The sequence below is a fragment of the Thermomonas aquatica genome, assembly GCF_006337105.1.
In the GTDB taxonomy this organism is placed as follows: Bacteria; Pseudomonadota; Gammaproteobacteria; order Xanthomonadales; family Xanthomonadaceae; genus Thermomonas; species Thermomonas aquatica.
On sequence record NZ_CP040871.1, the window covers coordinates 1136885 to 1162405 of the forward strand.

Below are 25521 nucleotides of genomic sequence, written 5' to 3' on the forward strand. Positions count from 1 at the left end.
TATCGCCCAAGCACGTCGCCCGGTTGCGTCAGATCTCCACCTGCGCGCCCAGCTCCACCAGCCGGTTGCCGGGAATCCGGAAGAAGCCGGTGGCCGGCGCCGCGTTGCGGTGCATGACCGCGAACAGCTTGTCGCGCCACACCGGCATGCCGCGGTGGCGGCCGGCGACGATGGTCTCGCGGCTGGCGAAATAGGTGGTGTCCATCGGGTTGAAGGTCAGCTCGCACTGGTCGCAGCTGCGCATCAGCGCCAGCGGCACGTCCGGCGTCTCCATGAAGCCGTAGCGGATCACCACCCGGTGGAAATCGCGGCCGCCGATCGATTCGACCTTCATCCGCTTGTCCTTCGGCGCATACGGCACGTTCAGCGTTTCCACCGTCAGCAGCACGTTCTGCTCGTGCAGCACCTTGTTGTGCTTGAGGTTGTGCAGCAGCGCATGCGGCACCACGCCCTTGTCGGCGGTCAGGAACACCGCGGTGCCCGGCACCCGCACCGGCGGCGCCAGCATCAGGCCGGGCAGGAAGGTGTCGAGCTGGATGCCTTCCTTGCGCACTTCCTCGTGCAGCAGTTCGCGGCCGCGGCGCCAGGTGCGCAGGATGGTGAACACCACCAGCCCCAGCAGCAGCGGGAACCATGCGCCCTGGAAGAACTTGGCGCCGTTGGCGACCACGAAACCGAGGTCGATGACGAAGAACACCACGCACAGCGGCAGCACCCAGAGCCGCGCCTTCGGCCACAGCGCGCGCGCCACGATCGCCAGCAGCAGGGTGTCGATCAGCATGGTCACCGACACCGAGATGCCGTAGGCCGCCGCCAGCGCGGAGGAACTGCGGAAAGTCAGCACCACCGCCAGCACCAGCAGCATCAGCATCCAGTTCACGAACGGCACGTAGATCTGGCCGATCGCCTGGGTGGAGGTGTGCCGCACCTGCATGCGCGGCACGTAGCCCAGCTGCATCGCCGCGCGCGCCACCGAGAACGCGCCGGTGATCACCGCCTGCGAGGCGATCACCGTGGCCGCGGTGGCCAGCACGATCATCGGGATCAGCAGCGCCTCCGGCACCGCCTCGTAGAACGGGCTGCGCACGTCGGTCGGGTTCTGCAGCAGGTTCGCGCCCTGGCCCAGGTAATTCAGCATCAGCGAGGGCAGCACCAGGCCGTACCAGCCGTAGCGGATCGGCTTGGCGCCGAAATGGCCCATGTCCGCGTACAGCGCCTCGCCGCCGGTCACCGCCAGCACCACCGCGCCCAGGATCAGCACCGAATGCCAGCCGTGGGTGAGGAAGAAATGCATCGCCCACCACGGGTTGAACGCCTTCAGCACTTCGGGCGCATGGAGCAGGTTGTACAGGCCAAGCCCGGCCAGGCTCAGGAACCACAGCGCGGTGATCGGCCCGAACACCTTGCCCACCTTCTCGGTGCCGTAGCGCTGGCTCAGGAACAGCACCAGCAGGATCACCACGGTGATCGGGACGATGAAATGATCCAGCCGCGGCGCCGCCACGCGCAGGCCCTCCACCGCCGACAGCACCGACATCGCCGGGGTGATCACGCTGTCGCCGAAGAACATCGAGGCGCCGAAGATGCCCAGGATGCCGACGATGTAGACCGAGCGCCCGCCCTTCGGCAGGGTGCGCTGGGCCAGCGCCATCAAGGCCATGATCCCGCCCTCGCCCTCGTTGTCGGCGCGGGTGATGATGGTCACGTACTTCAGCGTCACCACCAGCATCAGCGCCCAGAAGATCAGCGAGAGCATGCCGAGCACGGTGTCGTGGTCGGGGGTCAGGCCGAAGTGCGGCGCGAACGCCTCCTGCAGCGCGTACAGCGGGCTGGTGCCGATGTCGCCGAACACCACCCCGATCGCGCCGACCACCAGGCCGGCCATGCCGATCCGCCCGTGGTCGTGCGGTTGCGCGTGGATGGACTTGCTTGCAACAGGATCGGACATGCGGTTCCGGGAATCGCGGCCTCAGCGGAGCGCGGACTGTAGCGCTTTGCGGATGATGATGGCGGCATCGTCGCCATCGGCTGCGGCTTTCCTTGCCATGCGCTCGGCCTCGGCCGGCTTGTAGCCCAGCGCCTGCAGGGCGGTGACGGCCTCGGACAGCGGATCTCCCGGCAGGCCGGAAACGGATGCCGACGGGCCGCCGGCAAGGTCGGCCGCGCGGTCGCGCAGTTCCACCACCATGCGCTCGGCGGTCTTCTTGCCGATGCCGGGAATGCGGGTCAGCGCGGTGACGTCGCTGGCCTGCACCAGCCGCGCGAAGTCGTCGACCGAGACGCCGGACAGCACCGCCAGCGCGATCTTCGCGCCGATGCCGGACACCTTCTGCACGTCGCGGAACAGGCGGCGCTCGGCCTCGCGCAGGAAGCCGTACAGCGAGACGCTGTCCTCCTTCTGCGCGTAATGGGTGAACAGGAACACCTCGCGGCCCACCTCGGGCAGGTCGTAGAAGGTGCTCATCGGCGCTTCCAGCTCGTAGCCCACGCCGTGGACTTCGATGACCAGCCACGGCGGCGCCTTGTGGATCAGCACGCCCTTCAGTCGTCCGATCATCGCGAACCGCTCATCGTGCCGCACTCATCGCGATTTCCTCCACGCCGTGCGCGTCGCCACGCCCAGCCGGTTCGCCGTGGCGCGCACGTGCGCATGGGTGATCGCCACCGCCAGCGCGTCGGCGGCATCGGCCTGCAGCTTGCCCTGCACGTTCAACATCAGGCCGACCATGTGCTGCACCTGCTTCTTGTCGGCGCCGCCGCTGCCGACCAGGCCCAGCTTGATTTCCTTGGCCGCGTATTCGCTGACCGGCAGGTCGCGCGCCACGCAGGCGGCGATCGCCGCGCCGCGGGCCTGGCCCAGCTTCAGCGCGGACATCGCGTTGTTGGACAGGAACACCTGCTCCACCGCGACTTCGTCCGGCGCGTACTGCTCGATCAGCGCCCACAGGCCGTCCAGCAGCTTGCGCAGTCGCAGCGGGAAGGATTCGGCGTCCAGCAGCACCAGCGGCTGGTGGTGGACGTGCACGACCTTGCCATCGGCGGCCACGTCGATGATGCCCACGCCGGTCCGCTGCGAACCGGGGTCGATGCCGAGGATGCGTGTCATGTCGCGTGCGTGCGTCGTTCGCGGCGGCGATTACGCGGCGGCACCCAGGTCGGCGTTGGAGTAGACGTTCTGCACGTCGTCCATGTCTTCCAGCCAGGCCAGCAGCTTCTTCACCTGCTCGGCGGTATCGCCCTCGACCGCGATGTCGTTGTCGGCGCGCATGGTCACCTCGGCGAAACCGGGGGCCAGGCCGGCGGCTTCCATCGCCGCCTTCACCTCGCCGAAGGCATCGGGCGAGGTGACCACGTCGATCGCGCCATCGTCGTAGACGGTGACGTCGTCGGCACCGGCCTCGATCGCCGCCTCGGTGATCGCGTCTTCGTCGGCGCCGGTGTCGTAGCTGAGCACGCCGAGCTTGTTGAACATGAAGGCCACCGAGCCTTCGGTGCCCATGTTGCCGCCGAACTTGCCGAACGCGTGGCGCACGTCGGCCACGGTGCGCACGCGGTTGTCGGTCAGGCAGTCGACGATCACCGCCACCCCGCCGGGCGCGTAGCCCTCGTAGCGGATTTCCTCGTACTCGACGCCTTCCAGCTCGCCGGTGGCCTTCTTCACCGCGCGCTCGATCACGTCCTTGGACATGTTGACCGCCAGGCCCTTGTCGATCGCCACGCGCAGGCGCGGGTTGCCGGCCGGGTCGCCGCCGCCGGCGCGCGCCGCCACCGAGATCTCGCGGATCACCTTGGTGAAGATCTTGCCGCGCTTCGCGTCGACCGCGTTCTTGCGACCTTCGATGGAAGGACCACGTCCCATTGCATCGTCCAGCGGAAACCAGAGGGCGCGGATTATACGGCGGCGGATTCGATGGCGTGCTCGGGGCCGCGCTCGAAGCGGCCGTGGCGGAGGAAATGCGCCGCCTGGGCGACCGCATCGCGCGAGAACACCAGCCCGGTATGGCTGCTGTGCACGGTGCAGTGGTCGGCCAGGCCCGGCAGGCGGGTTTCGTCCAGCCCCACGGTACCGTCCGAACCGCCCTCGAAGCGGGCGAACAGGCGGCCCAGGCCGCGCGCCACGTCGCCGGCCACCAAGCCGACCTCGGCCGGCCCGTCCCAGCGCTCCAGCCCGCCCTGCAGCAGGCCGGCGCTGCGGCCGAGCAAGGGCCGGGCCCACGGTTTCGCGGCCATGTTGCGCGCGGTGAGGCTGCCGCGCAGCGGCGAGCCCAGGCAGACCACCCGCGTCACCGCGGCGTCCGGCGCTGCGCGCAGGGCTTCCAGTGCGATCAGGCCGCCCAGGCTGTGGCCGACGATGGCTGCCACCCGCTCGCGCCGCAGCCGTTCGACCAGGCGCGGCACCGCGCGTTCGGGGCCGTCCAGCAGGCTGGAATAGCCGAACAGCGCGGGATCGAAGCCCTGCGCGCGCAACCGCGCCGCCAGCGGCAGCAGCCAGCTGTTGGCGTTGAGCAGGCCGTGGACGAGCAGGACGCGGGGCGCGGGGGCTTGCATGCCGCATTGTGCTGCACGCCCGGAGTGGCACCAAACGCCGGCCGCGCGCTTACCATGCGGCCCGCGCCACCATTGCCAGCGAACGCAGATGACGACCCGCCTTTCCCCGTGCCGGCGCCGCGCGCCGCGCTGCCTGCTGCCGATGCTTTGCATGGCGTTCGCCGCGACCGCCGGCGACGCCCCGCAGGCAGCCGTGGCGGACGACGGCCCTTACGTATTCCATGCCGCGGGCAAGCGGCTGGAGGCGCTGTGGGTCTGCGCCGGCAAGGTCGTCCGCGAGACGCGGCGCGCGCGCGGCGGCGCCACGATCCAGCCGCGCTGCGGCTATCCGCATGCACTGGCGATCCCGGCGCGGATCGAAGCCGCGCAAGCCCCGCTGCCGCCGGGCGCGCGCATCGTCGCGCTGTCGGACATCCACGGGCAGTACGCATTGATGGTGCGCCTGCTGCGCGCGAACGGCGTGATCGACGCGCACGACCGCTGGCAGCTGGGCCGCGACCAGCTGGTGGTGGCCGGCGACGTGTTCGACCGCGGGCCGCAGGTCACCGAAGCGTTGTGGCTGCTGTTCCAGCTGCAACAGCAGGCGGCGAAGGCCGGCGGGGCGGTGCACTTCCTGCTCGGCAACCACGAGACGATGGTGCTGTACGACGACCTGCGCTACCTCAACCCGAACTATGTGCAGGTCGCGGGATTGCTGGGGCGCCCGTATCCGTCGCTGTACGGGCCGGATTCGGTGCTGGGCGAATGGTTGCGCACGCGCCCGGCGATGCTGCGGCTGGGCGATACCCTGTTCCTGCACGGCGGCATCGCGCCGGAGAACATCGGGCTGGTGCAGGCCATGGACGCCACCAATGCCGCCTACGACCGCTCGCTGGGCATGCCGAAAGCGCAGCTCAAGGCCGACCCCGCCAGCGCCCGCCTGTACGACGGCAAGACCAGCCCGATCTGGTATCGCGGCTACTTCAACGGCCAGCTGACCACGCAGGAGGTCGGCGCCCTGGCCGATACCCTGGGACTGGCGCGGATCGTGGTGGGCCACACCACCATCGGCGAAGTCGCCAGCTTCCACGATGGCCGGGTGATCGCCATCGACAGCAGCATCAAGCGCGGCAAATCCGGGCAATTGCTGTTCATCGAGGGTGGCAAGCTCAGCCGCGGCCTGCTGGACGGCAGGCGCGAGCCGCTGCCCGCGCTACGGGACGTACCCGACGACAAGGAATAGGCGCGCGGCGCTCAGGCCTGCGCGCGGCGCCGGTACATGAACTCGCGGTCGCGCTGTGCGCCGACGATGAATTCGTATTCGCCGGCGAACTCGAACCCGTAACGGCTGTAGAACCGTTGCGCGCCGAGGTTTTCCGACCACACGCTGATCCACAGCGGACGCGGGCCATCGCGCAGCAGCCAGGCCATGGCCTCGTCCATCAGCGCGCGGCCGGTGCCGCCGCCCTGGGTGCCGGCACGCACGTACAGCCGCTTCAGCTCGCCATCGCCCGGCTGCGCCTCGGCATGCGGCAGGCCGCAACGACCGGCCTGCGCATAGCCGATGGCCTGGCCATCGCGTTCGGCGAGCCACAGCGCGTAGTCCGGGTCCGCCAGCGCCCCGGCATAGGCCTCGACCGTGTGGCTTTCCTCGAGGAAGGCCTGCAGGTCTTCGCGCGAATACAGGTGCCCGAAGGTCTCGACGAAGGTGGCCGTGCCGAGCGCTGCCAGCGCGGCAGCGTCAGCGGCGGTCGCACGGCGGATCACCGTGCCGTTCACGCGACCGGCTTCTCCCGCACCGACACATGCACCTCGGCCAGCTGCTTGTCCGGCACCGGGCTGGGCGCACCGGTCATCAGGCATTGCGCGGTGGTGGTCTTGGGGAAGGCGATCACGTCGCGGATCGATTCGCTGCCGGCCATCAGCGCGGCGATGCGGTCGATGCCGAAGGCGATGCCGCCGTGCGGCGGCGCGCCGTACTTGAGCGCGTCGAGCAGGAAGCCGAACTTGCCTTCCGCTTCCTCGGCACCGATGCCGAGCAGTTCGAACACCGCGCTCTGCATCTGCGAATTGTGGATGCGGATCGAACCGCCGCCGATCTCGTTGCCGTTCAGCACCATGTCGTAGCCGCGGGAGACCGCGGTCTTCGCGTTCGCGCGCAGGTCGTCGATCGAATCCACCGCAGGCGCGGTGAACGGATGGTGCAGGGCGACGTAGCGGTTTTCCTCGTCGTCCCACTCGAACATCGGGAAATCGGTGACCCACAGCGGCGCCCAACCGTCGGAGACCAGGTTGAAGTCCTTGCCGGCCTTCAGCCGCACCGCGCCCATGAAGTCGCTGACCTTGTTGTAGGCGCCTGCGCCGAAGAACACGATGTCGCCGTTGCCGGCGCCGACGTGCTTGAGCAGCGCATCGAACGCGCCGACGGCGAAGAACTTGGCCACCGGCGAATTGACCGCGCCGGCCTCGTCGATCTTGGCGTAGGCCAGGCCCTTGGCGCCGAACTTGGCGGCGTGCGCGGCGTAGTCGTCGATCTGCTTGCGCGACAACGCCGCGCCACCGGGGATGCGCAGCGCGGCGACGCGCCCGTCGGCATCGTTGGCGGCGGCGGTGAACACCGCGAACTCGCAGTCCTTCACGAACTCGGCGACATCGACCAGTTCCAGCGCGATGCGCAGGTCCGGCTTGTCGGAGCCGTAGCGGCGCATCGCCTCGGCATAGGGCATGCGCGGGAATTCGGCGGCCAATTCGACCCCCATCACCTCGCGGAACACGTGGCGGATCATGTCTTCGGTGAGGTCCTGCACGTCGCGTTCGGACACCCACGCGAATTCCATGTCGAGTTGGGTGAACTCGAGCTGGCGATCGGCGCGCAGCGCTTCGTCGCGGAAGCAGCGCGCGATCTGGTAGTAGCGGTCGAAGCCCGCCATCATCAGGATCTGCTTGAACAGCTGCGGGCTCTGCGGCAGCGCGTAGAACTCGCCCGGGTGCATGCGCGCCGGCACCAGGAAGTCGCGCGCGCCTTCCGGCGTGGCCTTGGTCAGGATCGGGGTCTCGATGTCCTGGAAGCCGCGCGCATCCAGGTAATGGCGCAGCGCGCTGACCAGCCTGGTACGGGTGCGCATCTTGCGCTGCATGTCCGGGCTGCGCAGGTCGAGGTAACGGTACTTGAGGCGCACGTCCTCGCCCGGGTTCTCGTGGTGGTGGAACGGCAGCGGTTCGGCCTTGTTCAGCAGCTCGATCTTCTCGGCCACCACTTCCACCTTGCCGGTGCGGATCTTGTCGTTGACCGCATGCCGCGCGCGCACGGTGCCGGTGATGCGCAGGCAGTCCTCGTAGCCGACCTTCGACGCCGCGGCGATCGCCTCGGCATTGCCGGCGGCGTCCGACGGTTCGGCCACGACCTGGACGATGCCCTCGTGGTCGCGCAGGTCGATGAAGCACAGGCCGCCGAGGTCGCGGGCGACATCGGCCCAGCCGCACAGGGTGACGGTCTGGCCGATCAACGCTTCGTCGATCAGGCCGCAGAAATGGGTACGCATGGGAACTCCGGGAAAGGCGGCATCCGGCTGGGGGAAACGGGCCGGGAATACGTCATTTTAACGGGCTGGGGCCCGAAGTGGCCGTTGCCCGGCGCCGAATGCGTCGGAAACCCATGCCCGTCCACGGAATGCCGCCCACCAACCGGGGAATCGCCATGCACCGCACGCTTTCGTCAGCCCTGCTGTTCGCGCTTGCCTTCGCCGCCGCATCGCCGTTGCTTTCCAGCCCCGCCCACGCCCAGGCCAACCCGCGCGCCTACGCCCCGGAGGACCTGTGGACGCTGAATGCCACCGAGCAGACCCGGGTGATTTCGCAGGAATACCGCGAACAATCCAGCGGCCGCACCATCCCCGGCGACCAGCTGCGCTTCTACCTGGACCAGGTGCGCCTGTCGCACTGGACCTTCAGCAAGGTCAAGCAGGACATCGCCAAGTCGCTGGGCAACAACGGCGGCTGGAACCCGGGGCCCGGGCCCAACCCGCAAAGCATGCGCTGCGAGAGCAATGACGGCCGCAGCAAGGCCTGCCCCACCCCCTGGCAGGGCAATTCGCGGCTGCTCAGGCAACTCTCCAACGCGCGCTGCATCGCCGGCACCAGCTGGTTCAGCAGCCCGGGCCGGGTCACGGTCAGCAACGGTTGCCGCGGCGAATTCGGCCCCGGCATCGGCGGCGGCCAGGGCGGCCAGGTCTCCGTCCAATGCGAAAGCAACGACGGGCGCCTGCGCACCTGCGGCAGCAACCTGGTCGGGCGCGCCCAGCTGCAGCGCCAGCTGTCGAACCAGCGCTGCATCGAGAACGTCAATTTCGGCCTGCGCAACGGCAGCGTCTGGGTGAATGCCGGGTGCCGCGGCGTGTTCCTGGCGCATGCCCGGGGCAACGGCAACGGCGGCCAGGACGACTACAGCGTCACCTGCTCCAGCAACCAGGGCCGTTATGCCACCTGCGCCTGGGATGCCGCGCGCGGCGTGCCCAGGCTGCTCCAGCAATTGTCGGGCGACGCCTGCCGGGCCGGCTATTCGTGGGGCTATATGGTGCGCACCGGATTGTGGGTGAACCACGGTTGCCGCGCGCGTTTCGGCACGCGCTGACCCCCATGCCGGGCCACCGCGGAGGCACCCGGGCGGCCTGATCCAGCGCTGATCGATCAGTCCCGCAGAACGGCCGGCAATCCGGACAGGCTGCGGCTGCGGCTGCGGCCGGAGCGGCGGGCGGCGCGCCGGCGTGATCACGAGTGGCGAGGCGATCCGCAGCGGCGACACCAGCACACCGGCCAGTCCATACAAGGCGATCGGGGCCGGCCCGACGGGCCGCCAGGTCACGCGCGGCGGATCGGTCGGCGAGCCTTAGCAGGCGAAGCCGGATCCTTGGGGCGCCCAGCCGGGAGGGCACCAGCGGGTGGGTGCGGCTCGCCCTAGCGTGCCGGCTCGGCCGGCTTCGATGCGGCCACGGGCTTCGCTTCCGGCTTGCTTTCGGGCTTGCTTTCGGCCGCGGGCTTGGCGCCCTCCCCGCCTTCGCCCGACGCCAGGTTGCGCTTCTTGTCGCCGTCCTTCTTGAAGTCGGTCTCGTACCAGCCGCCGCCGGACAGGCGGAATTGCGGCGCGGTCAGCTGGCGGCGCACCGAGCCCTGCGCGCCGCAGGACGGGCATTCGCCCGGGTCGGCGTCGGACAGCTTCTGCAGGCGGTCGAAACTGTGGCCGCAGGCATCGCAGACGAAGGCGTAGATCGGCATGGCCGGAATGATCGCGTAAGGGAACCGACGCGAATTCTGGGGCCGGGCGCGGTTATTTCAACTCCCGCCCCCACTCGCGCCGCCCTGCAGTCCCGCTACCATCGGCCGCATCGTTCCGGCGGAGCCTGCCGATGAATCCACGCTTCGCGGCCGCGAGCCTGGCCGGATTGGCTTGGACGGCACTACTGCTGCAGCTGTTCCTGACCCTGCGGCTGTCGATCGCCAACGGCAACGGCGCCGTGCATGGGCTGTGGCTGTACTTCGCCTATTTCACCGTGCTGAGCAACCTGCTGGTTGCGCTGGTCGCCAGCCGCGGCGCGTTGTCGGCCGACGGCGGCATCGATGCGCCGTGGCGCGGCGCCGCGGTGACCGCCATCGTGCTGGTCGGGCTGGGCTACCACCTGCTGTTGCGCAACATCTGGAACCCCCAGGGCGCGCAATGGCTGGCCGACGTGCTGCTGCACTACACGGTGCCGTTGGCCGCGTTGCTGTGGTGGCTGGCATTGCCGCCGTGCAAGCGGATCGACGCGACGGCACCGCTGCGCTGGCTGCTTTGGCCGGCGGCGTATTCGCTGTATGCGCTGGTGCGCGGCGCAGCCAGCGGCTTCTATCCCTATCCGTTCATCGACGCGACCGCGCTCGGCATGCCGCGCGTCCTGCTGAATGCCGCCGGCCTGCTGCTGGTGTACGTGCTGGCGGGCTACCTGTTGCGCGCGCTGGCCCACTGGCGCCGGCGCGCGGGCTGATCAAGCCTCGTACAAGGCCAGCAGTTCGCCTTCGGCCTGTTCGAGTTCCGTGCGCAGCTGCATCTGCTGGCGCCCCAGGTCGGCGACCTTGCCGGCATCCGCATACACCACCGGATCGGCCATCTGCGCCTCGCATTCGGCCAGCTTGCCTTCCAGCCGCGCGACCCGCTCCTCGGCCTTCTGCAGCTTGTGCGGATTGGGCTTGGCCCTTGCCGGCGCAGGCGTGGGCGCGGCGACCACCGGCGCGGTCTTGGGCACCGGGGTCTTCGGATTGTCGGCGCCAGGACGGGTCCGCAGCCAGGCTGCGTAGTCGTCGAGGTCGCCATCGAACGGCTCGACGATGCCGTCGTGCACGCGCCAGTACTGGTCGCTGACCAGGCCGATCAGGTGGCGGTCGTGGCTGACCATCACGATCGCGCCGTCGAAGTCGGACAGCGCCTCGGCCAGCGCCTCGCGCATCTCGAGGTCGAGGTGGTTGGTGGGTTCGTCCAGCAGCAGCAGGTTGGGCTTGTTCCACGCCAGCAGCGCCAGCGCGAGGCGCGCCTTCTCGCCGCCGGAGAAATTGTCGATGACCTCGAACGCGCGATCGCCGGGGAACTGCCAGCCGCCGAGGAAGTTGCGGAACTCCTGGGTCGCCGTATTCGGCGAAAGTTCCTTGAGATGGTCGATCGGCGAGGTGCCCATCACCAGCGATTCCACGGTGTGCTGGGCGAAGTAGCCGATGCGCAGGTCGGGATGCGCGATACGCTCGCCGCTCATCGGCGCCAACTCGCCGACCAGGGTTTTCACTAGCGTGGATTTGCCGGCGCCGTTGACGCCGAGCAGGCCGATGCGGTCCCCAGCTTCCAGCCCGAAACCGACGTTGCGCAGGATGGTCGCGCCCGGGCCGTAGCCGCAATCGGCATCGCGCAGCGACAGCAGCGAATTCGGCAGGCGCGCCGGCGCGGGCAACTGGATGCTGACCCCGCGCTCGACGCGCACGGCTTCGGTCCCCGCGAGTTTTTCCAGGCGCTTCATGCGTGACTGGGCCTGCCGCGCCTTGCTGGCCTTGGCCTTGAAGCGGTCGATGAAGCTCTGCAGGTGGGCGCGTTCGGCCTGCTCCTTCTCGTGCGCGATCTGCTGCTGGCGCAGGTGCTCGGCGCGCTGGCGCTCGAACGCGGTGTAGTTGCCGACGTACAGCTTCGCCTTGCCGTCGTGCAGGTGCAGGATGTGGGTGGTGACATTGTCGAGGAACTCGCGGTCGTGCGAGATCACCAGCAAGGTGCCGTCGTAGCGCTTCAGCCACTCCTCCAGCCAGACCACCGCGTCGAGGTCGAGGTGGTTGGTGGGTTCGTCGAGCAGCAACAGGTCGCTGGGCATCATCAGCGCGCGCGCCACGTTCAGGCGCACCCGCCAGCCGCCGGAGAAATCGGCGACCGGCTTCTCGTGCGTTTCCGCCGGGAAGCCCAGGCCATGCAGCAGACGGCCGGCGCGGGCGGTGCCGTCGTAGCCGTTCACTTCCTCCAGGCGCTGGTGCGCCTCGGCCACCGCTTCCCAGTCCTCGTTGGCGAAGGCATTGGCTTCCATCTGGATCGCGGCGTGCACGGCGGCGTCGCCGGACAGCACGAAATCGATGGCCGGATCCGGCAGGTGCGGGGTTTCCTGGGCGACGCTGGCGATGCGCGCCTTGCCCGGCAGGTCGATGTCGCCGCGGTCGGGCTCGACATCGCCCATCAGGGCGGCGAACAGGCTGGATTTGCCGGCGCCGTTGCGGCCGACCACGCCGACGCGGTAACCCGCGTGCAGGGCCAGGTCGACATCGGACAGCAGCAGGCGTTCGCCGCGGCGCAGGGCGAAATTGCGGAAGGAAATCATCCCGCCATTGTATCGGGCCGCGCCGCCTGAACCGCCACTCAGGGAGCGCCGCGCGGGGATGCGAAGATAGGGCCCGATCCCCGACGAGGCCCTGCATGCCCCACCACACCGCGCTGATCGCCCTGCTCTGCGTCGGTTTCGTCATGGCCTTCGTGCTCGGCCTGCTCGCGCAGCGGCTCAGGCTGTCGCCGCTGGTGGGCTACCTGCTGGCGGGCGTGGTGGCGGGGCCGTTCACGCCCGGCTTCGTCGGCGACATGACCCTGGCGCCGCAGCTGGCCGAAGTCGGGGTGATCCTGCTGATGTTCGGGGTCGGCCTGCACTTCTCGCTGCGCGACCTGCTGGACGTGAAGAACGTGGCGATTCCGGGCGCGCTCGGGCAGATCGCCTTCGTCACCACCGTCGGCAGCGGCTTCGGCCTGTGGCTGGGCTGGCCGCCGATCGCCGCGATCGTGTTCGGGCTGTCGCTGTCGGTGGCCAGCACCGTGGTGGTGATGCGCGCACTGGAGGAACGCCGCCTGCTGGACACCCGGCGCGGGCGCATCGCGATCGGCTGGCTGGTGGTCGAGGACCTGGCGATGGTGCTGGCGCTGGTGCTGCTGCCGGCGATCGCCGGCGCGCTCGGCAGTGGCGAGCAAGTCGGCGCGTCCGGCATCGCGATGACCCTCGGCTGGACCCTGCTGAAGGTCGCCGCGTTCGTGGCCTTCATGCTGATCGTCGGCCGGCGGGTCATCCCGTGGATCCTGGAACACGTGGCCGGGCTGGGTTCGCGCGAACTGTTCACCCTGTGCGTGCTCGCCATCGCGCTGGGGGTGGCGTTCGGCGCGGCGGCGCTGTTCGACGTCAGCTTCGCGCTGGGCGCGTTCTTCGCCGGCATGCTGCTCAACGAATCCGAACTCAGCCACAAGGCGGCAAGCGATTCGTTGCCGATGCGCGACGCGTTCGCGGTGCTGTTCTTCGTCTCGGTCGGGATGCTGTTCAACCCGGCGATCATCCTGCAGCAGCCATTGCTGGTGCTGGGCACGGTGGCGATCATCGTGCTCGGCAACGCGGCGGTGGGCTACGGCATCGTGCGCCTGCTGAAGCTGCCCAAGCTGACCGCCCTGACCATCGCCGCCAGCCTGTCGCAGATCGGCGAGTTCTCCTTCATCCTCGCCGGCCTCGGCCTCAGCGAGAAGATGCTGCCGCAGCAAGGCCACGACCTGGTCCTGGCCGGCGCGCTGCTGTCGATCATCGCCAATCCGTTCCTGTTCGCGTGGCTGGATCGCTGGCAACAGCGACAGCAGCCCGGCGCGGCGGCCACCCAGGTGCTCGCCGACAACTCCGAAGTGCCCGAGGACATCGGCGGCCATGCCATCGTGGTCGGCTATGGCCGGGTCGGCCGCGAACTGTCGCGCCTGCTGCAGGACCGCGGGGTGCCGCTGGTGCTGGTCGAGACCGACCCGGACCGGGTGGAGCAGGCACGCGCCCGCGGCCTGGTCACGGTGCGCGGCAACGCCGCCTCGCAATCCATCCTCAAGGCGACCCGCCCGGATACCGCGCAGCTGGCGATCCTGGCGATCCCGCAGGCGCTGGAAGCCGGCGAGATCATCGCCCGCCTGAAGGCGATCAACCCGGAGATCAGCGTGCTCGCCCGCGCCCACAGCGAGGCCGAGGTGAAGCACCTGCTCGAGCACGGTGCCGACGCCGCGGTGCTGGCCGAACGCGAACTCGCCTACTCGCTGGCGGACATGGTGATGGCGACGCCACCGTATCGTGCGCCGCGGGCGGAAGCGGCGCCCGCCGCCTGAGGGCAAATCCCGCACGACGCCGCAGCGCCACGTCGCAACGCGTTGCTATGATCCGCCCGCGCCGACTCGCGCATCAATCAATACCGGGGAATCGAATGACGAAGTTCTGGACGGGCGCCCTGCTGGCGCTCGCGATGGTTTGCAGCGGCAATGCGCATGCGCAGCAGGAAACCGGCAAGCTCGTGGTGGACGTGGCGCCGTTCACCAGCGAAAGGGAATTGCCGAAGAAGGTCGACAAGCAGTTGCGCAGCGGCGGCCTGGAATGGGGCGTCAAGGACGGCTTGGTCGTGTTCACCATGGTCGCCAAGCAGTTCATCGATTACCCGATCAACCACATGACCCGTTATGGCCAGTCCGAGACGCTCGACCTGCCGGCCGGCGACTACCGGATCACCGGCATCGGCCTGGAGATGACCACCTCCTTCAGCGTGCAGAAGATCCTCGACAAGGGCGCCTACGTGAACGAGGACGTGATGACGTTCCGCATCGAGCCCGGCCAGACCACCACGCTGCACATCAAGCCGGTCATCTACAAGGATGCGACCTTTGCGGTGAACTTCTGGATGCCGACGCTGATGGCCAGCGTGGCGACGGCCGACGGGACGGCAACGGAAACCGCCCTCAACAAGCGCATCGAAACCTCGATCGCCTGGCCGCAATACAAGGGCCCTTTGAAGTTCGTCGCCAAGTAAGCAAGGCCGGGACGCCCCGACGGGCGTCCCGTTCCGCTGCTCAACGCTGGAATACCAGCCTGCCGCCTTCGGCATCGACCTTCACCACGTCGCCGTTGCCGAACTTGCCCGACAGGATCTCCTGCGCCAGCGGGTTCTCGATCTGCTGCTGGATCGCGCGCTTGAGCGGCCGTGCGCCGTACACCGGGTCGAAGCCGACATTGCCCAGCAACTCGTAGGCCTTCTCGCTCAGCTCGATGCGGATGCCGCGTTCGGCCAGCCGCTTCTCCAGCCCGCGCAACTGGATCCGCGCGATCGACTTGATCTGCTGCTTGTCCAGCGGATGGAACACCACGATGTCGTCCAGCCGGTTGATGAACTCCGGGCGGAAGTGCGCCTGCACCACGCCCATCACCGCCGCCTTCATCTGCAGGTAGGCCTCCGGCGAATCGTCGCCGCTGAGTTCCTGGATCTGGTGCGAACCGAGGTTCGACGTCATCACGATCACGGTGTTGCGGAAATCCACGGTGCGGCCCTGGCCGTCGGTCAGGCGACCGTCGTCCAGCACCTGCAGCAGGATGTTGAATACGTCCGGATGCGCCTTCTCCACCTCGTCCAGCAGGATCACGCTGTACGGGCGGCGGCGCACCGCTTCGGTCAGGTAGCCGCCTTCCTCGTAGCCCACGTAACCCGGCGGTGCGCCGATCAGGCGCGCCACGCTGTGCTTCTCCATGAACTCGCTCATGTCGATGCGCACCATCGCGTCGGGACTGTCGAACAGGAATTCGGCCAGCGCCTTGGTCAGTTCGGTCTTGCCGACGCCGGTCGGGCCGAGGAACAGGAACGAGCCGCTCGGGCGATTCGGATCGGACAGGCCCGCGCGCGAACGCCGCACCGCATCGGACACGACCTTGATCGCCTCCTCCTGGCCGACCACGCGCGTGTGCAGCTGGGCTTCCATCTGCAGCAGCTTCTCGCGCTCGCCTTCCAGCATTTTCGATACCGGAATCCCGGTCCAGCGCGCGACCACCTGTGCGATCTCCTCCGCGGTGACCTTGTCCTGCAACAGGGTAAAGCCGGTCTTCTCCGCCTCCTGCGCGGCCTTCAGCTGCTTGTCCAGTTCCGGCAGCGTGCCGTACTGGATCTCGCTCATGCGCGCGTAGTCCTGCGTGCGCTGCGCGGCTTCCAATTCCAGCTTGGCGACCTCGATCTGTTCCTTGATCTTGGTCGCGCCCTGCAGGGTGGCCTTCTCCGCCTTCCACACTTCGTCCAGGTCGCTGTACTCGCGTTCGAGTGCATCGATCTGCTGCTGCAGGTCGGCCAGGCGTTGCTTGGACTCGGCATCCTTCTCCTTCTTCAGCGCCTCGCGCTGGATCTTGAGCTGGATCAGACGGCGTTCCTTGCGGTCGAGTTCTTCCGGCTTGGAATCGATCTCCATGCGGATGCGCGACGCGGCTTCGTCCATCAGGTCGATGGCCTTGTCCGGCAACTGCCGGTCCGCGATGTAGCGGTTGCTCAGCGTGGCGGCGGCGACGATGGCGGGATCGGTGATCTCCACCCCGTGGTGCACCGCGTACTTCTCCTTCAGCCCGCGCAGGATGGCGATGGTGTCCTCGACGCTGGGCTCGCCGACGAACACCTTCTGGAAACGACGTTCCAGCGCGGCGTCCTTCTCCACGTACTTGCGGTATTCGTCCAGCGTGGTCGCGCCGATGCAGTGCAGTTCACCCCTCGCAAGAGCGGGCTTGAGCATGTTGCCGGCATCCATCGAGCCTTCCGCCTTGCCGGCGCCGACCATGGTGTGCAGCTCGTCGATGAACAGGATGATCTGGCCTTCGTTTTTCGACAGGTCGTTGAGCACCGCCTTCAAGCGTTCTTCGAACTCGCCGCGGAACTTGGCGCCGGCGATCAGCGCGCCCATGTCCAGGCTGAGCAGGCGCTTGCCGCGCAGGCCTTCCGGCACCTCGCCGTTGACGATGCGTTGCGCGAGTCCTTCGACGATCGCGGTCTTGCCCACGCCGGGCTCGCCGATCAGCACCGGGTTGTTCTTGGTGCGCCGCTGCAGGACCTGGATGGTGCGGCGGATTTCCTCGTCGCGACCGACCACCGGATCGAGCTTGCCGCCCTCCGCGCGCGCGGTCATGTCGATGGTGTATTTCTCCAGCGCCTGGCGCGCGTCTTCCGCGTTTTCGTCCTGCACTTTTTCGCCTCCGCGCAATTTGTCGATGGCCGCTTCGAGTTTCTGCTTGTTCGCGCCGGCCGCCTTCAGCGCCTTGCCGGCGTCGCCCGAATCCTCGATCGCGGCGAGCAGGAACAGCTCGCTGGCGATGTAGGCATCGCCGCGTTGCTGGGCGAGCTTGTCGGTGACGTTGAGCAGGCGCACCAGGTCGTTGCCGGCCTGCACGTTGCCGGCCTGGCCGCTGACCTTGGGCAGCTTGTCCAGCGCCTCGGCCAGCCGCTCGCGCAGCACCGGCACGTTGACCCCGGCCTGGGCGAGCAAGGGCCGGGTGCCGCCGCCCTGCTGGTCGAGCAGGGCCAGCAGCAGGTGCGCGGGCTCGATGATGGTGTTGTCGCGGCCCACGGCCAGCGACTGCGCGTCGGCAATGGCCTGCTGGAAGCGCGAGGTGAGTTTGTCCATGCGCATGGAGGGATCCTTCAAGGGGAGGGCCGCTCGCGGCCAATATGCTCCAGATGCGGTTTCGATGCCGTGATTCAAGTCGGATCGCGCATAGCGTTTCGGCTGGGTTATGGTCGCGACTGCCCGACCCGGAGCCCGCCCGATGATCCGTCCCCGTGCCCTTGCCTGCGGCTTGCTGCTGGCCCTGTCCGCCGGCCCCTGCTTCGGCGCCCAGCCTGCCGCCAGCGAGCAGCGGCTGCGTCACGCCATCGACGCCGACCAGCCGCACGCGATCGCCTTGCTGGAACGGCTGGTCAACCAGAACTCCGGCTCGCTCAACCTGCCCGGGGTGAAGGCCGTGGGCGACATGGTGCGCGCCGAACTGGAACCGTTGGGCTTCGACGTGCGCTGGATCGACATGCAGGCAACCGGGCGTGCTGGCCACCTGGTCGCCACCCACAAGGGCAACGGGCGCGGCAAGCGCATCCTGCTGATCGGCCACCTCGACACCGTGTTCGAACCCGACTCGCCGTTCCAGCGCTTCGTGCGCAACGGCGACAGCGCCACCGGCCCCGGCATCGGCGACGACAAGGGCGGCGTGGTGATCATCGTCTCCGCATTGCGCGCGATGCACGCCGCCGGCACCCTGCGCGACGCCGACATCCAGGTGGTGCTGACCGGCGACGAGGAATCGGCAGGCGCACCGCTGGACGCCGCACGCGCCGACCTGGTCGCAGCCGGCAAGTGGGCCGACGTGGCGCTGGAGTACGAGGAACTGATCGTCGATGGCGGCCAGGACTACGCCACGGTGGCGCGCCGCGGCGTGGCCGACTGGGAACTGACCGCGACCGGCCTCACCGGCCATTCCAGTGGCGTGTTCGGCGATGCGCTGGGCTACGGCGCGAACTACGAACTGGCGCGCATCCTCGATGCGTTCCGGCGCGAACTGCCGGAGCCGAACCTCACCTTCAACGTCGGCCTGATGGTCGGCGGCACACCGGCCACGCTGGAACCGGGCGGCGCACGCGGCACCGCCGCCGGCAAGACCAACATCATCGCCGAGCGGGCCGTCGCCCGTGGCGACCTGCGCGCGCTCACGCCGGAACAGGAAGCACGCGCGCGGGCGCGGATGCAGGCGATCGTGGCGCAGCACCTGCCGAAGACCGGCGCGACCCTGGTGTTCGACGACGCCTATCCGCCGATGGCGCCGACCACGGGCAACCGCGCCGTGTTGTCCGCGCTCAACCAGGTCAATGCCGATTTCGGCCTGCCGGCGATGCGGGAATGGGACCCGGCCAGGCGCGGCGCCGCGGATTCCAGCTTCGTCGCCGCCGATGCCGATGTCCTTGCCGGACTGGGCGCAGCAGGCTCGGGCTCGCATGCGGAGGGCGAAACCGTCGACCTTGCCAGCATCCCGCGCCAGGCACTGCGCAGCGCGGCCTTAATCGGCCGGTTGGCGCGCACGCCGCGATGAGCGACGGCTGGCACCTGTACCTGCTGCGCTGCATCGACGGCAGCCTGTACGCCGGCATCACCACCGATGTCGAGCGCCGTTTCCGCGAACATGCATCGGGACGCGGCGCGAAATACACCCGCGCGCATCCGCCGGAATGCGTGCTGGGCAGCCGCGCCTATCCGGACCGGGCCAGCGCCACGCGTGCCGAACATGCGCTCAAGCGCCAGCCGAGGGCATGCAAGCTGGCGTGGCTGCTCGCGGACGCCGGAGCCGACCCAAGCCCGGCGTGCTGAGACGCCGCCACGCCGTTCAGAGGAATCGTTGCCGATGCTCGGGGGCCGGCAGTGCGCAGGCCTCGTGCTTGCCGAACCAGCGGTAGCGGTTGCGGGCCAGCCTGCGATACGCCGCGTCGCGCAGGCCGCGCGGCACCAGTGCCAACGTGTGCGCCAACCGCCAGCCACCGCCCAAACCCGCGAGCACGCGGCGGATGGCGTTGGTATCGGTCGAGATGCGCGGGCCTCCGGCGACATCGTGCTCCACCAGCAGGAACGAAGCCGGGTCGCCGGGATCCAGGCCGTGCGACGCCAGCAACGCACGGCCGGCATCGGATTGCATCGCGGCGAAACGGTATCGCCCGAACCTGTCGTGCTTCAGCAGGAAAGCGACCCAGCCGTTGCAGAGCACGCACACGCCATCGAACACGATGACGGCGCCGCCGGGCTCAGGGCGCGGCATCTTCCACCGGCGCCAGCCAGCCTTCGTAGCGGATCACCCTGCCGACCAGCGGCAGCGCGGCTTCCACCAGGAATTCGTAGCGGCCTTCGTGCTCGCGTTCGCGGCAACGCACGCCGCGGAACCAGCCCGCCGGCAGCGGCAGCACGCCGAGCAGGCGCACCCCCGCGACCCGCCACCAGATAGCGCCGGCATTGGCCAGCAGGACGTGGCGGAACTGCAACGGCCCGATCCGCTCGCGCAGCAGGCCATCGCGGAACGCCAACCGCGAGCGCATGCGGGTGCCGCCGAAATCGCGATGCCAGGCCTCGCCCGTGGCATCGGCGACGAACTCGACGGTGGTCGGCACCTCGTGCATGGATCCGGGCAGGCCGGCGAGGTTCGCGCACAGGCGCGCCAGCGGATTGCGGCCGCGCTCGATGCTGGCGATCCCTGCATAGCGCGCACTGCCGCGCACCGCATGCAGGCGGCGCAGGCTGTCCGGCAGCTTGAAATACGCCGCCCCCAACGCCTGCTGGAACAGGGTCGGACGCGCCGCTTCGCTCATCCTTCGATCCACGCCAGGGTGGCGATGCGGCCGCTGCGGCGGTCGCGGCGATGCGAGAAGAAACGCGCCGGGTCCGAGATCGTGCACAGGCCTCCGCCGTGCACATCGGCTACGCCGACGGCGGCGAGGCGTTGCCGCGCCAGTGCGTACAGGTCGACCTTCCAGTGGCCGGGCCGGGTCGGCGCAAAGGCCGCGGCCGCAGCGGCATCGCGGGAAACGAAGGCCTCGAATACTTCGCTCCCGATTTCATAGGCATCGGGGCCGGCGGCCGGGCCGAACCAGGCGACGATCCCGTTCGCGGGCGCCTGCATGGCCGCCACCGTCGCTTCCAGCACGCCATCGGCCAATCCGCGCCAACCGGCATGCGCGGCGGCGACCTCGCTGCCGTCCTTCGCCGCGAACACCACCGGCAGGCAGTCCGCGGTGAGGATGGCGAGCACGGTGCCGGCCCGGGAAGTGACCGCGGCGTCGGCTTCCGGCTCATCGTTGCCGGGCTCGACCGCGACGCCGATGCCGTGCACCTGCTGCAACCAACGCGGCGCCGACGGCAGCGCCAGCGCGGCGCGCAACTGCCGGCGGTTTTCGAGCGCCGCATCGGCCTCGTCGCCGCTACGCAGGCCCAGGTTGAACGTGTCGAACGGCGGCCCGGAAACGCCCAGCCCATGCCGGGTGGTGGTCAATGCGCGCACGCCCGGCGGCGCCGGCCAGTCGGCATCGAGCCAGGCGCTCATCGGCGCGAACGCTCCGCCTCGGCATGCGCGGCGGCATCCTCGCGCAGCAGCTTCATCAACTGCTGCATGTCCTCCGGCACCGGCGCGCTGCAACGCACCGGTTCGCCGCTGGCCGGATGCATGAATTCCAGCACTTCCGCATGCAGCGCCTGGCGCTTGAAGCCGCGCAAGGCGGCGATGAATTCGTCCGAGGCGCCCTTCGGCAACTTGAACGACCCGCCGTACAGCGGATCGCCGACGATCGGGTGCTTGAGGTGGGCCATGTGCACGCGGATCTGGTGGGTGCGGCCGGTTTCCAGCCGGCACTCCAGCGCGGTGTGGTTGCGGAAGCGCTCGCGCAGGCGGTAGTGGGTGACCGCGTCCTTGCCGTCCTCGCGCACCGCCATGCGCACGCGGTCGCGCGGGTGGCGGTCGATGGCCGCATTGGCGGTGCCGCCGGAGACCAGCGCGCCGACCACGATCGCCAGGTACTGGCGATGCACCTCGCGCGCGGACAGCTGCGCGACCAGCGCGGTATGCGCCGGCAGGTTGCGCGCGACCACCATCACCCCGGAAGTGTCCTTGTCCAGGCGATGGACGATGCCGGCGCGCGGCAGCAGCTCCAGGCCCGGGTCGCGGTGCAGCAGGGCATTCACCAGCGTCCCCGCCGGATTGCCGGCGCCGGGATGGACCACCAGCCCGGCCGGCTTGTCGATCACGAAAACATCGGCGTCCTCGTACAGGATGTCCAGCGGGATGTCCTCGGCCACCGCGTGGGTCTGGGTTTCCTGCACCGCGGTCAGGGTCACGGTCTCGCCGCCGCGCACCGGATCGCGGCCGCGGATCGAGGCGCCGTCCACGCTCACGTCGCCGGACTTGATCCAGGCGCTGAGCCGGGAACGCGAGTACTCCGGGAAAAGTTCCGCCAGTACCGCATCCAGCCGGCGGCCGGCGGCGGACTCGGGGACGATGGCTTGGCGGGGTTCGGCATTGCTGGTCATAGGCGGGTTGCGACCCCGTGCGGCGGCGAACGCCGGCACCGGGTTGGGCTTGGTTCAACCATGGGACTGTTATTATCCGTCCTTCATGCCTCCGGCGCCCGTTCGATGCCCATGACCCTCCGTTCCTCGCTGCTGCGCCCTGTTTTCATGCTTGCGCTCGTCGCCCTGGTCGCCGGCAGCGGTTGTGCCCGGGTCAAGGGCATGTTCAAGGACGAGGACAAGAACGAAGGCCTGCCGGTCAGCCAGCTGTACGACAAGGCGCACGGCTACATGGAAGGGGGCCGCTGGAGCAGCGCCAGCGAGACCTGGGGCCGGCTGATCGCGCAGTACCCGTACGGCCCGTACACCGAGCAGGCGCTGATGGAACAGGCCTATGCCGAGTACAAGGCCGGCAAGCACGACGACGCGGTGTCGACCATCGACCGCTTCATCCGCACCTACCCGACCCACAAGAACATCGCCTACCTCTATTACCTGCGCGGCCTGTCCAACATGAGCCGCAACACGGTGTTCCTGTCCAAGGCCTTCAAGCTGGACATGAGCAACCGCGACCTGCAGTCGCCGCAGCAGGCCTACAACGACTTCAACACGGTGGCGACGCGCTACCCGAACAGCCGCTACGCCGCCGACGCGCGCCAGCGCATGGTGTTCCTGCGCAACGAGTTCGCCCGCTTCGAGCTCAATACCGGCCTGTACTACCTGCGCCGCGGCGCCTGGGTGGCCGCCGCCGACCGCGCCACCTACCTGCTGGAAACCTACCCGCAGAGCGAATACCAGAACGATGCGGTGGCGATGCTGGGCGAGTCCTATACCCGCATGGGCAACACCGCCCTCGCCGCCGACGCCAGGCGCGTGCTGCAGCAGAACGACCCGCAGCATCCGTGGCTGAACGGCCGTTGGCCGCGCGGCCACGGTTTCTTCAGCCGGCTCAATCCGTTCGCGGGCGATACCAAGTAAGCGGCGCCAACCGCGTCGCGACCAAGGCCGGCGCCGCAGGGCGCCAGCCTTTGCGTTTCAGCTTTCGCGATAGCCGTTGCTGATCGGATAGCGCCGCTCGCGCCCGAACGCGCGCCGGCTCACCTTCGGCCCCGGCGCGGCCTGGTGCCGCTTCCATTCGCCGATCCGCACCAGCTTCAGCACCTTGTCGACGGTGGCCGCATCGAAGCCCGCCGCGACGATTTCCTCGCGCGACTGCTCCTGGTCGACATGGCGCAGCAGGATCGCGTCGAGCACGTCGTACGGCGGCAATGAATCCTGGTCCTTCTGGTTCTCGCGCAATTCGGCAGAAGGTGGGCGTTCGATCACCGCTTCCGGCACCACCCAGTCGCCGACGGTATTGCGCCAGCGCGCCAGCGCGAACACCTCGGTCTTGTACAGGTCCTTGATCGGCGCGTAACCGCCACACATGTCGCCGTAGATGGTGGCGTAGCCGACCGCGTATTCGCTCTTGTTGCCGGTGGTCAGCAGCAGCCCGCCGAACTTGTTGCTCAGCGCCATCAGCAGCGCGCCGCGGGTGCGCGACTGCAGGTTCTCCTCGGTGGTATCGACCGGCTTGCCGGCGAAGGTCTCGGCGAGCGTGTCGAGGTAGCCCTGGAACGGCTTCTCGATCGGCAGCGCGATCAGCTTCACCCCCATCGCGTCGCACTGCTCCTGCGCCAGGTCGTTGGACAGATCAGCGGTGTAGCGCGACGGCATCCGCACCGCGGTCACGTTCTCCGGCCCCAGCGCATCGGCGGCGATGGCCAGCACCAGCGAGGAATCGATGCCGCCGCTCAGCCCCAGCCAGGCCTTGTCGAAGCCGTTCTTGCGGCAGTAATCGCGGGTGCCGCGCACCACCGCGCGCCAGGCCAGCGCGTCGCGGCTTTCGTCGCCATCCTGCATCCACCGCACCGGGGTGAAGCGGCGCGACGCCGGATCGAAATCCACCACCAGCCACTGGTCGGTGAACGCCGCCGCGGCCGGATGCACCGTGCCATCGCCATCGGCGACCACCGACGCGCCATCGAACACCAGTGCATCCTGCCCGCCGACCACGTTCAAGTAGGCGATGGCCGCGCCGGTTTCGGAAACGCGCTGCGCCAGCAGGGCATCGCGCTGCGCATGCTTGTCGCGCTCGAACGGCGAGGCATTCGGCACCAGCACCAGTTGCGCACCTTTCGCCACGGTCGAGGCGATGGGTTCGGCGAACCACAGGTCCTCGCAGATCACCAGGCCGACTTGCGTGCCCTTGACCGCGAACACGCAATCGTCGCGGTCCGGGTCGACGTCGAAGTAGCGGCGCTCGTCGAACACCGCGTAGTTGGGCAGTTCGCGCTTGCGATAGGTGCTTTCGATGCCGCCATCGCGCAGCACGCTGGCGGCGTTGTAGACCACCGCACCCGCCGCCTGCGGCCAGCCGACGATGGCGACGATGCCGTGCACATTCGCGGCAATGCCGCTCAACGCGGTTTCGCAATCGCGCAGGAACGAGGGCCGGTACAGCAGGTCCTCCGGCGGATAGCCGCTGAGCGCGAGTTCCGGGAACAGCACGATGTCGGCCGCGTATTCGTCGCGCGCCTCGGCGATCATCCGCGCGATGCGCTCGCGGTTGCCGGCCACGTCGCCGACCGGGAAATCGAACTGCGCCATCGCGATGCGGAGCGTTTGCGACATCGATGCATCCTCGAAAAATGCGAAGGGCCGCACGCGGCGGCCCTTCGATCTGCTGCGTGTGGCGGCAGTTTACTTGGCGAGGCGCTTGGCGATCGCCGCGCCGAGGTCGCCCGGCGACTTCACCGTGGTCACGCCCGCCGCTTCCATCGCCGCGAACTTGCCTTCGGCCGTGCCCGAACCGCCCGAGGCGATCGCGCCGGCATGGCCCATGCGCTTGCCCTTCGGCGCGCTGGCGCCGGCGATGAAGCCGACCACCGGCTTGGTCACGTGCTTGGCGATGTACTCGGCCGCTTCTTCCTCGGCCGAACCGCCGATCTCGCCGACCATGATGATGCCCTCGGTCTGCGGGTCGTCCTGGAACAGCTTCAGCGCATCGATGAAGTTGGTGCCGTTGATCGGGTCGCCGCCGATGCCGATGCAGGTGGACTGGCCGAGGCCCGCGTCCGTGGTCTGCTTGACCGCTTCATAGGTCAGCGTGCCGCTGCGCGAGACGATGCCGACCTTGCCCGGCATGTGGATATGGCCCGGCATGATGCCGATCTTGCACTCGCCCGGGGTGATCACGCCGGGGCAGTTGGGGCCGACCAGGACCACGCCCGGGTAGCCCTTCAGGGTGTTCTTGACCCGCATCATGTCCAGCACCGGGATGCCTTCGGTGATGCAGACGATGACCTTGATGCCGGCATCGGCCGCTTCCAGGATCGCGTCGGCCGCGAACGGCGGCGGCACATAGATCACCGAGGCATCGGCGCCGGTCGCCTGCACCGCCTGCGCCATGGTGTCGAACACCGGCAGGCCCAGGTGCTGGGTGCCGCCCTTGCCCGGGGTCACGCCACCGACGACCTGGGTGCCGTAGTCGAGCATCTGCTGCGCGTGGAAGGTGCCCTGCGAACCGGTGAAGCCCTGCACCAGCACCTTCGTGTTCTTGTTGATCAAAACTGCCATTTCGG

Annotated in this window: 24 protein-coding genes; 8 read left to right on the plus strand and 16 right to left on the minus strand. The window is 68.9% G+C overall.

All coding sequences use genetic code 11. The features are described from left to right. Positions 1–28: 28 nt before the first annotated feature. From FHQ07_RS05545 to FHQ07_RS05565, 5 genes are read right to left on the minus strand one after another with little or no spacing between them, the layout of a single operon-like run. The gene (locus FHQ07_RS05545; protein WP_139715870.1) at positions 29–1948 is read right to left on the minus strand and encodes a potassium transporter Kup; all 1920 of its coding nucleotides are present in this window, start codon (positions 1946–1948) and stop codon (positions 29–31) included. Between the two features lie 21 nt (positions 1949–1969). Next, on the minus strand, positions 1970–2557 hold the full coding sequence (gene ruvA / locus FHQ07_RS05550) for a Holliday junction branch migration protein RuvA (RefSeq protein ID WP_139715871.1): 588 nt from the start codon (positions 2555–2557) through the stop codon (positions 1970–1972). Between the two features lie 24 nt (positions 2558–2581). Then, positions 2582–3106, minus strand: coding sequence for a crossover junction endodeoxyribonuclease RuvC (gene ruvC, locus FHQ07_RS05555; RefSeq protein WP_139715872.1), 525 nt, complete (start codon positions 3104–3106; stop codon positions 2582–2584). 30 nt (positions 3107–3136) lie between these two features. Next, positions 3137–3859, minus strand: coding sequence for a YebC/PmpR family DNA-binding transcriptional regulator (locus FHQ07_RS05560; protein ID WP_139715873.1), 723 nt, complete (start codon positions 3857–3859; stop codon positions 3137–3139). A 32-nt stretch (positions 3860–3891) separates the two neighbouring features. After that, positions 3892–4548 carry an esterase/lipase family protein gene (locus FHQ07_RS05565; RefSeq protein ID WP_139715874.1) on the minus strand — a complete coding sequence of 219 codons (657 nt, stop codon included), beginning with the start codon at positions 4546–4548 and terminating at the stop codon, positions 3892–3894. Positions 4549–4699: 151 nt separating this feature from the next. Between FHQ07_RS05565 and FHQ07_RS05570 the strand changes: the two genes are divergently transcribed. Next, positions 4700–5770 carry a metallophosphoesterase gene (locus FHQ07_RS05570; protein ID WP_425476945.1) on the plus strand — a complete coding sequence of 357 codons (1071 nt, stop codon included), beginning with the start codon at positions 4700–4702 and terminating at the stop codon, positions 5768–5770. A gap of 11 nt (positions 5771–5781) precedes the next feature. Here the strand turns inward: FHQ07_RS05570 and FHQ07_RS05575 are convergent, their stop codons facing one another. Then, entirely contained in the window at positions 5782–6306 is a 525-nt protein-coding gene (locus tag FHQ07_RS05575; protein WP_240703553.1) for a GNAT family N-acetyltransferase, read from the minus strand. Beyond that, a complete protein-coding gene (gene aspS, locus FHQ07_RS05580; protein WP_139715877.1) occupies positions 6303–8069 on the minus strand; it encodes an aspartate--tRNA ligase in 1767 nt (588 codons plus the stop codon). The genes FHQ07_RS05575 and aspS overlap by 4 nt, the downstream gene beginning before the upstream one ends. Positions 8070–8224: 155 nt before the next feature. Between aspS and FHQ07_RS05585 the strand changes: the two genes are divergently transcribed. After that, positions 8225–9157 carry a DUF3011 domain-containing protein gene (locus tag FHQ07_RS05585; protein ID WP_139715878.1) on the plus strand — a complete coding sequence of 311 codons (933 nt, stop codon included), beginning with the start codon at positions 8225–8227 and terminating at the stop codon, positions 9155–9157. A 323-nt stretch (positions 9158–9480) separates the two neighbouring features. Here the strand turns inward: FHQ07_RS05585 and FHQ07_RS05590 are convergent, their stop codons facing one another. After that, the gene (locus tag FHQ07_RS05590; RefSeq protein ID WP_139715879.1) at positions 9481–9798 is read right to left on the minus strand and encodes an FmdB family zinc ribbon protein; all 318 of its coding nucleotides are present in this window, start codon (positions 9796–9798) and stop codon (positions 9481–9483) included. Positions 9799–9929: 131 nt separating this feature from the next. Between FHQ07_RS05590 and FHQ07_RS05595 the strand changes: the two genes are divergently transcribed. Beyond that, the gene (locus tag FHQ07_RS05595; RefSeq protein WP_139715880.1) at positions 9930–10544 is read left to right on the plus strand and encodes a Pr6Pr family membrane protein; all 615 of its coding nucleotides are present in this window, start codon (positions 9930–9932) and stop codon (positions 10542–10544) included. On the opposite strand, the gene FHQ07_RS05600 is transcribed toward FHQ07_RS05595, so the two are convergent. After that, positions 10545–12398 carry an ABC-F family ATP-binding cassette domain-containing protein gene (locus tag FHQ07_RS05600; protein ID WP_139715881.1) on the minus strand — a complete coding sequence of 618 codons (1854 nt, stop codon included), beginning with the start codon at positions 12396–12398 and terminating at the stop codon, positions 10545–10547. 95 nt (positions 12399–12493) lie between these two features. Here FHQ07_RS05600 and ybaL point away from each other — a divergent pair, with 95 nt between their 5' ends. Continuing rightward, positions 12494–14185 (plus strand): YbaL family putative K(+) efflux transporter, encoded by a 1692-nt coding sequence (gene ybaL / locus FHQ07_RS05605; protein WP_139715882.1) that lies wholly within the window; start codon positions 12494–12496, stop codon positions 14183–14185. A 95-nt stretch (positions 14186–14280) separates the two neighbouring features. Further along, positions 14281–14877, plus strand: coding sequence for a hypothetical protein (locus FHQ07_RS05610; protein WP_139715883.1), 597 nt, complete (start codon positions 14281–14283; stop codon positions 14875–14877). A gap of 40 nt (positions 14878–14917) precedes the next feature. Here the strand turns inward: FHQ07_RS05610 and clpB are convergent, their stop codons facing one another. After that, positions 14918–17500 carry an ATP-dependent chaperone ClpB gene (gene clpB, locus FHQ07_RS05615; protein WP_139715884.1) on the minus strand — a complete coding sequence of 861 codons (2583 nt, stop codon included), beginning with the start codon at positions 17498–17500 and terminating at the stop codon, positions 14918–14920. A 136-nt stretch (positions 17501–17636) separates the two neighbouring features. On the opposite strand from clpB, the gene FHQ07_RS05620 reads away from it, so the two are divergent. Both FHQ07_RS05620 and FHQ07_RS05625 read left to right on the plus strand, forming a co-directional pair. Next, complete coding sequence (locus FHQ07_RS05620) at positions 17637–18947, plus strand: M20/M25/M40 family metallo-hydrolase (protein ID WP_139715885.1); 1311 nt, start codon at positions 17637–17639, stop codon at positions 18945–18947. Further along, positions 18944–19222 carry a GIY-YIG nuclease family protein gene (locus FHQ07_RS05625; RefSeq protein WP_139715886.1) on the plus strand — a complete coding sequence of 93 codons (279 nt, stop codon included), beginning with the start codon at positions 18944–18946 and terminating at the stop codon, positions 19220–19222. Before FHQ07_RS05620 ends, FHQ07_RS05625 begins: the two co-directional genes overlap by 4 nt. A gap of 16 nt (positions 19223–19238) precedes the next feature. Here FHQ07_RS05625 and FHQ07_RS14305 read toward each other — a convergent pair whose 3' ends face one another. Genes FHQ07_RS14305 through rluD form a run of 4 tightly spaced genes read right to left on the minus strand, consistent with a single transcriptional unit; the run spans position 19239 to position 21919 of the window. Further along, the gene (locus FHQ07_RS14305; RefSeq protein WP_168191469.1) at positions 19239–19664 is read right to left on the minus strand and encodes a thiol-disulfide oxidoreductase DCC family protein; all 426 of its coding nucleotides are present in this window, start codon (positions 19662–19664) and stop codon (positions 19239–19241) included. Continuing rightward, a complete protein-coding gene (locus tag FHQ07_RS14310) occupies positions 19651–20208 on the minus strand; it encodes a DUF4166 domain-containing protein (RefSeq protein WP_168191470.1) in 558 nt (185 codons plus the stop codon). The genes FHQ07_RS14305 and FHQ07_RS14310 overlap by 14 nt, the downstream gene beginning before the upstream one ends. Then, the gene (gene pgeF, locus FHQ07_RS05635; RefSeq protein WP_139715887.1) at positions 20205–20939 is read right to left on the minus strand and encodes a peptidoglycan editing factor PgeF; all 735 of its coding nucleotides are present in this window, start codon (positions 20937–20939) and stop codon (positions 20205–20207) included. The genes FHQ07_RS14310 and pgeF overlap by 4 nt, the downstream gene beginning before the upstream one ends. Beyond that, on the minus strand, positions 20936–21919 hold the full coding sequence (rluD, locus tag FHQ07_RS05640) for a 23S rRNA pseudouridine(1911/1915/1917) synthase RluD (RefSeq protein WP_139715888.1): 984 nt from the start codon (positions 21917–21919) through the stop codon (positions 20936–20938). The genes pgeF and rluD overlap by 4 nt, the downstream gene beginning before the upstream one ends. A gap of 111 nt (positions 21920–22030) precedes the next feature. Between rluD and FHQ07_RS05645 the strand changes: the two genes are divergently transcribed. Beyond that, positions 22031–22876: an outer membrane protein assembly factor BamD gene (locus FHQ07_RS05645; protein WP_139717888.1), complete on the plus strand. Its 846-nt coding sequence runs from the start codon at positions 22031–22033 to the stop codon at positions 22874–22876. 57 nt (positions 22877–22933) lie between these two features. On the opposite strand, the gene FHQ07_RS05650 is transcribed toward FHQ07_RS05645, so the two are convergent. Together FHQ07_RS05650 and sucD are read right to left on the minus strand one after the other, a co-directional pair. Further along, positions 22934–24571, minus strand: a complete 1638-nt coding sequence (locus tag FHQ07_RS05650) for an NAD+ synthase (RefSeq protein WP_139715889.1) — start codon at positions 24569–24571, stop codon at positions 22934–22936. A gap of 69 nt (positions 24572–24640) precedes the next feature. Beyond that, positions 24641–25516 carry a succinate--CoA ligase subunit alpha gene (sucD, locus tag FHQ07_RS05655; RefSeq protein WP_139715890.1) on the minus strand — a complete coding sequence of 292 codons (876 nt, stop codon included), beginning with the start codon at positions 25514–25516 and terminating at the stop codon, positions 24641–24643. Positions 25517–25521 lie beyond the last annotated feature (5 nt).

What these genes read in the sequence shown, in the direction of transcription:
- FHQ07_RS05545 (WP_139715870.1), bottom strand. Translation starts at nt 1,948, where the DNA reads ATGTCCGATCCTGTTGCAAGCAAGTCCATCCACGCGCAACCGCACGAC.
- ruvA (WP_139715871.1), bottom strand. Translation starts at nt 2,557, where the DNA reads ATGATCGGACGACTGAAGGGCGTGCTGATCCACAAGGCGCCGCCGTGG.
- ruvC (WP_139715872.1), bottom strand. Translation starts at nt 3,106, where the DNA reads ATGACACGCATCCTCGGCATCGACCCCGGTTCGCAGCGGACCGGCGTG.
- FHQ07_RS05560 (WP_139715873.1), bottom strand. Translation starts at nt 3,859, where the DNA reads ATGGGACGTGGTCCTTCCATCGAAGGTCGCAAGAACGCGGTCGACGCG.
- FHQ07_RS05565 (WP_139715874.1), bottom strand. Translation starts at nt 4,548, where the DNA reads ATGCAAGCCCCCGCGCCCCGCGTCCTGCTCGTCCACGGCCTGCTCAAC.
- FHQ07_RS05570 (WP_425476945.1), top strand. Translation starts at nt 4,700, where the DNA reads ATGGCGTTCGCCGCGACCGCCGGCGACGCCCCGCAGGCAGCCGTGGCG.
- aspS (WP_139715877.1), bottom strand. Translation starts at nt 8,069, where the DNA reads ATGCGTACCCATTTCTGCGGCCTGATCGACGAAGCGTTGATCGGCCAG.
- FHQ07_RS05585 (WP_139715878.1), top strand. Translation starts at nt 8,225, where the DNA reads ATGCACCGCACGCTTTCGTCAGCCCTGCTGTTCGCGCTTGCCTTCGCC.
- FHQ07_RS05590 (WP_139715879.1), bottom strand. Translation starts at nt 9,798, where the DNA reads ATGCCGATCTACGCCTTCGTCTGCGATGCCTGCGGCCACAGTTTCGAC.
- FHQ07_RS05595 (WP_139715880.1), top strand. Translation starts at nt 9,930, where the DNA reads ATGAATCCACGCTTCGCGGCCGCGAGCCTGGCCGGATTGGCTTGGACG.
- FHQ07_RS05600 (WP_139715881.1), bottom strand. Translation starts at nt 12,398, where the DNA reads ATGATTTCCTTCCGCAATTTCGCCCTGCGCCGCGGCGAACGCCTGCTG.
- ybaL (WP_139715882.1), top strand. Translation starts at nt 12,494, where the DNA reads ATGCCCCACCACACCGCGCTGATCGCCCTGCTCTGCGTCGGTTTCGTC.
- FHQ07_RS05610 (WP_139715883.1), top strand. Translation starts at nt 14,281, where the DNA reads ATGACGAAGTTCTGGACGGGCGCCCTGCTGGCGCTCGCGATGGTTTGC.
- clpB (WP_139715884.1), bottom strand. Translation starts at nt 17,500, where the DNA reads ATGCGCATGGACAAACTCACCTCGCGCTTCCAGCAGGCCATTGCCGAC.
- FHQ07_RS05620 (WP_139715885.1), top strand. Translation starts at nt 17,637, where the DNA reads ATGATCCGTCCCCGTGCCCTTGCCTGCGGCTTGCTGCTGGCCCTGTCC.
- FHQ07_RS05625 (WP_139715886.1), top strand. Translation starts at nt 18,944, where the DNA reads ATGAGCGACGGCTGGCACCTGTACCTGCTGCGCTGCATCGACGGCAGC.
- FHQ07_RS14305 (WP_168191469.1), bottom strand. Translation starts at nt 19,664, where the DNA reads ATGCCGCGCCCTGAGCCCGGCGGCGCCGTCATCGTGTTCGATGGCGTG.
- FHQ07_RS14310 (WP_168191470.1), bottom strand. Translation starts at nt 20,208, where the DNA reads ATGAGCGAAGCGGCGCGTCCGACCCTGTTCCAGCAGGCGTTGGGGGCG.
- pgeF (WP_139715887.1), bottom strand. Translation starts at nt 20,939, where the DNA reads ATGAGCGCCTGGCTCGATGCCGACTGGCCGGCGCCGCCGGGCGTGCGC.
- rluD (WP_139715888.1), bottom strand. Translation starts at nt 21,919, where the DNA reads ATGACCAGCAATGCCGAACCCCGCCAAGCCATCGTCCCCGAGTCCGCC.
- FHQ07_RS05645 (WP_139717888.1), top strand. Translation starts at nt 22,031, where the DNA reads ATGACCCTCCGTTCCTCGCTGCTGCGCCCTGTTTTCATGCTTGCGCTC.
- FHQ07_RS05650 (WP_139715889.1), bottom strand. Translation starts at nt 24,571, where the DNA reads ATGTCGCAAACGCTCCGCATCGCGATGGCGCAGTTCGATTTCCCGGTC.
- sucD (WP_139715890.1), bottom strand. Translation starts at nt 25,516, where the DNA reads ATGGCAGTTTTGATCAACAAGAACACGAAGGTGCTGGTGCAGGGCTTC.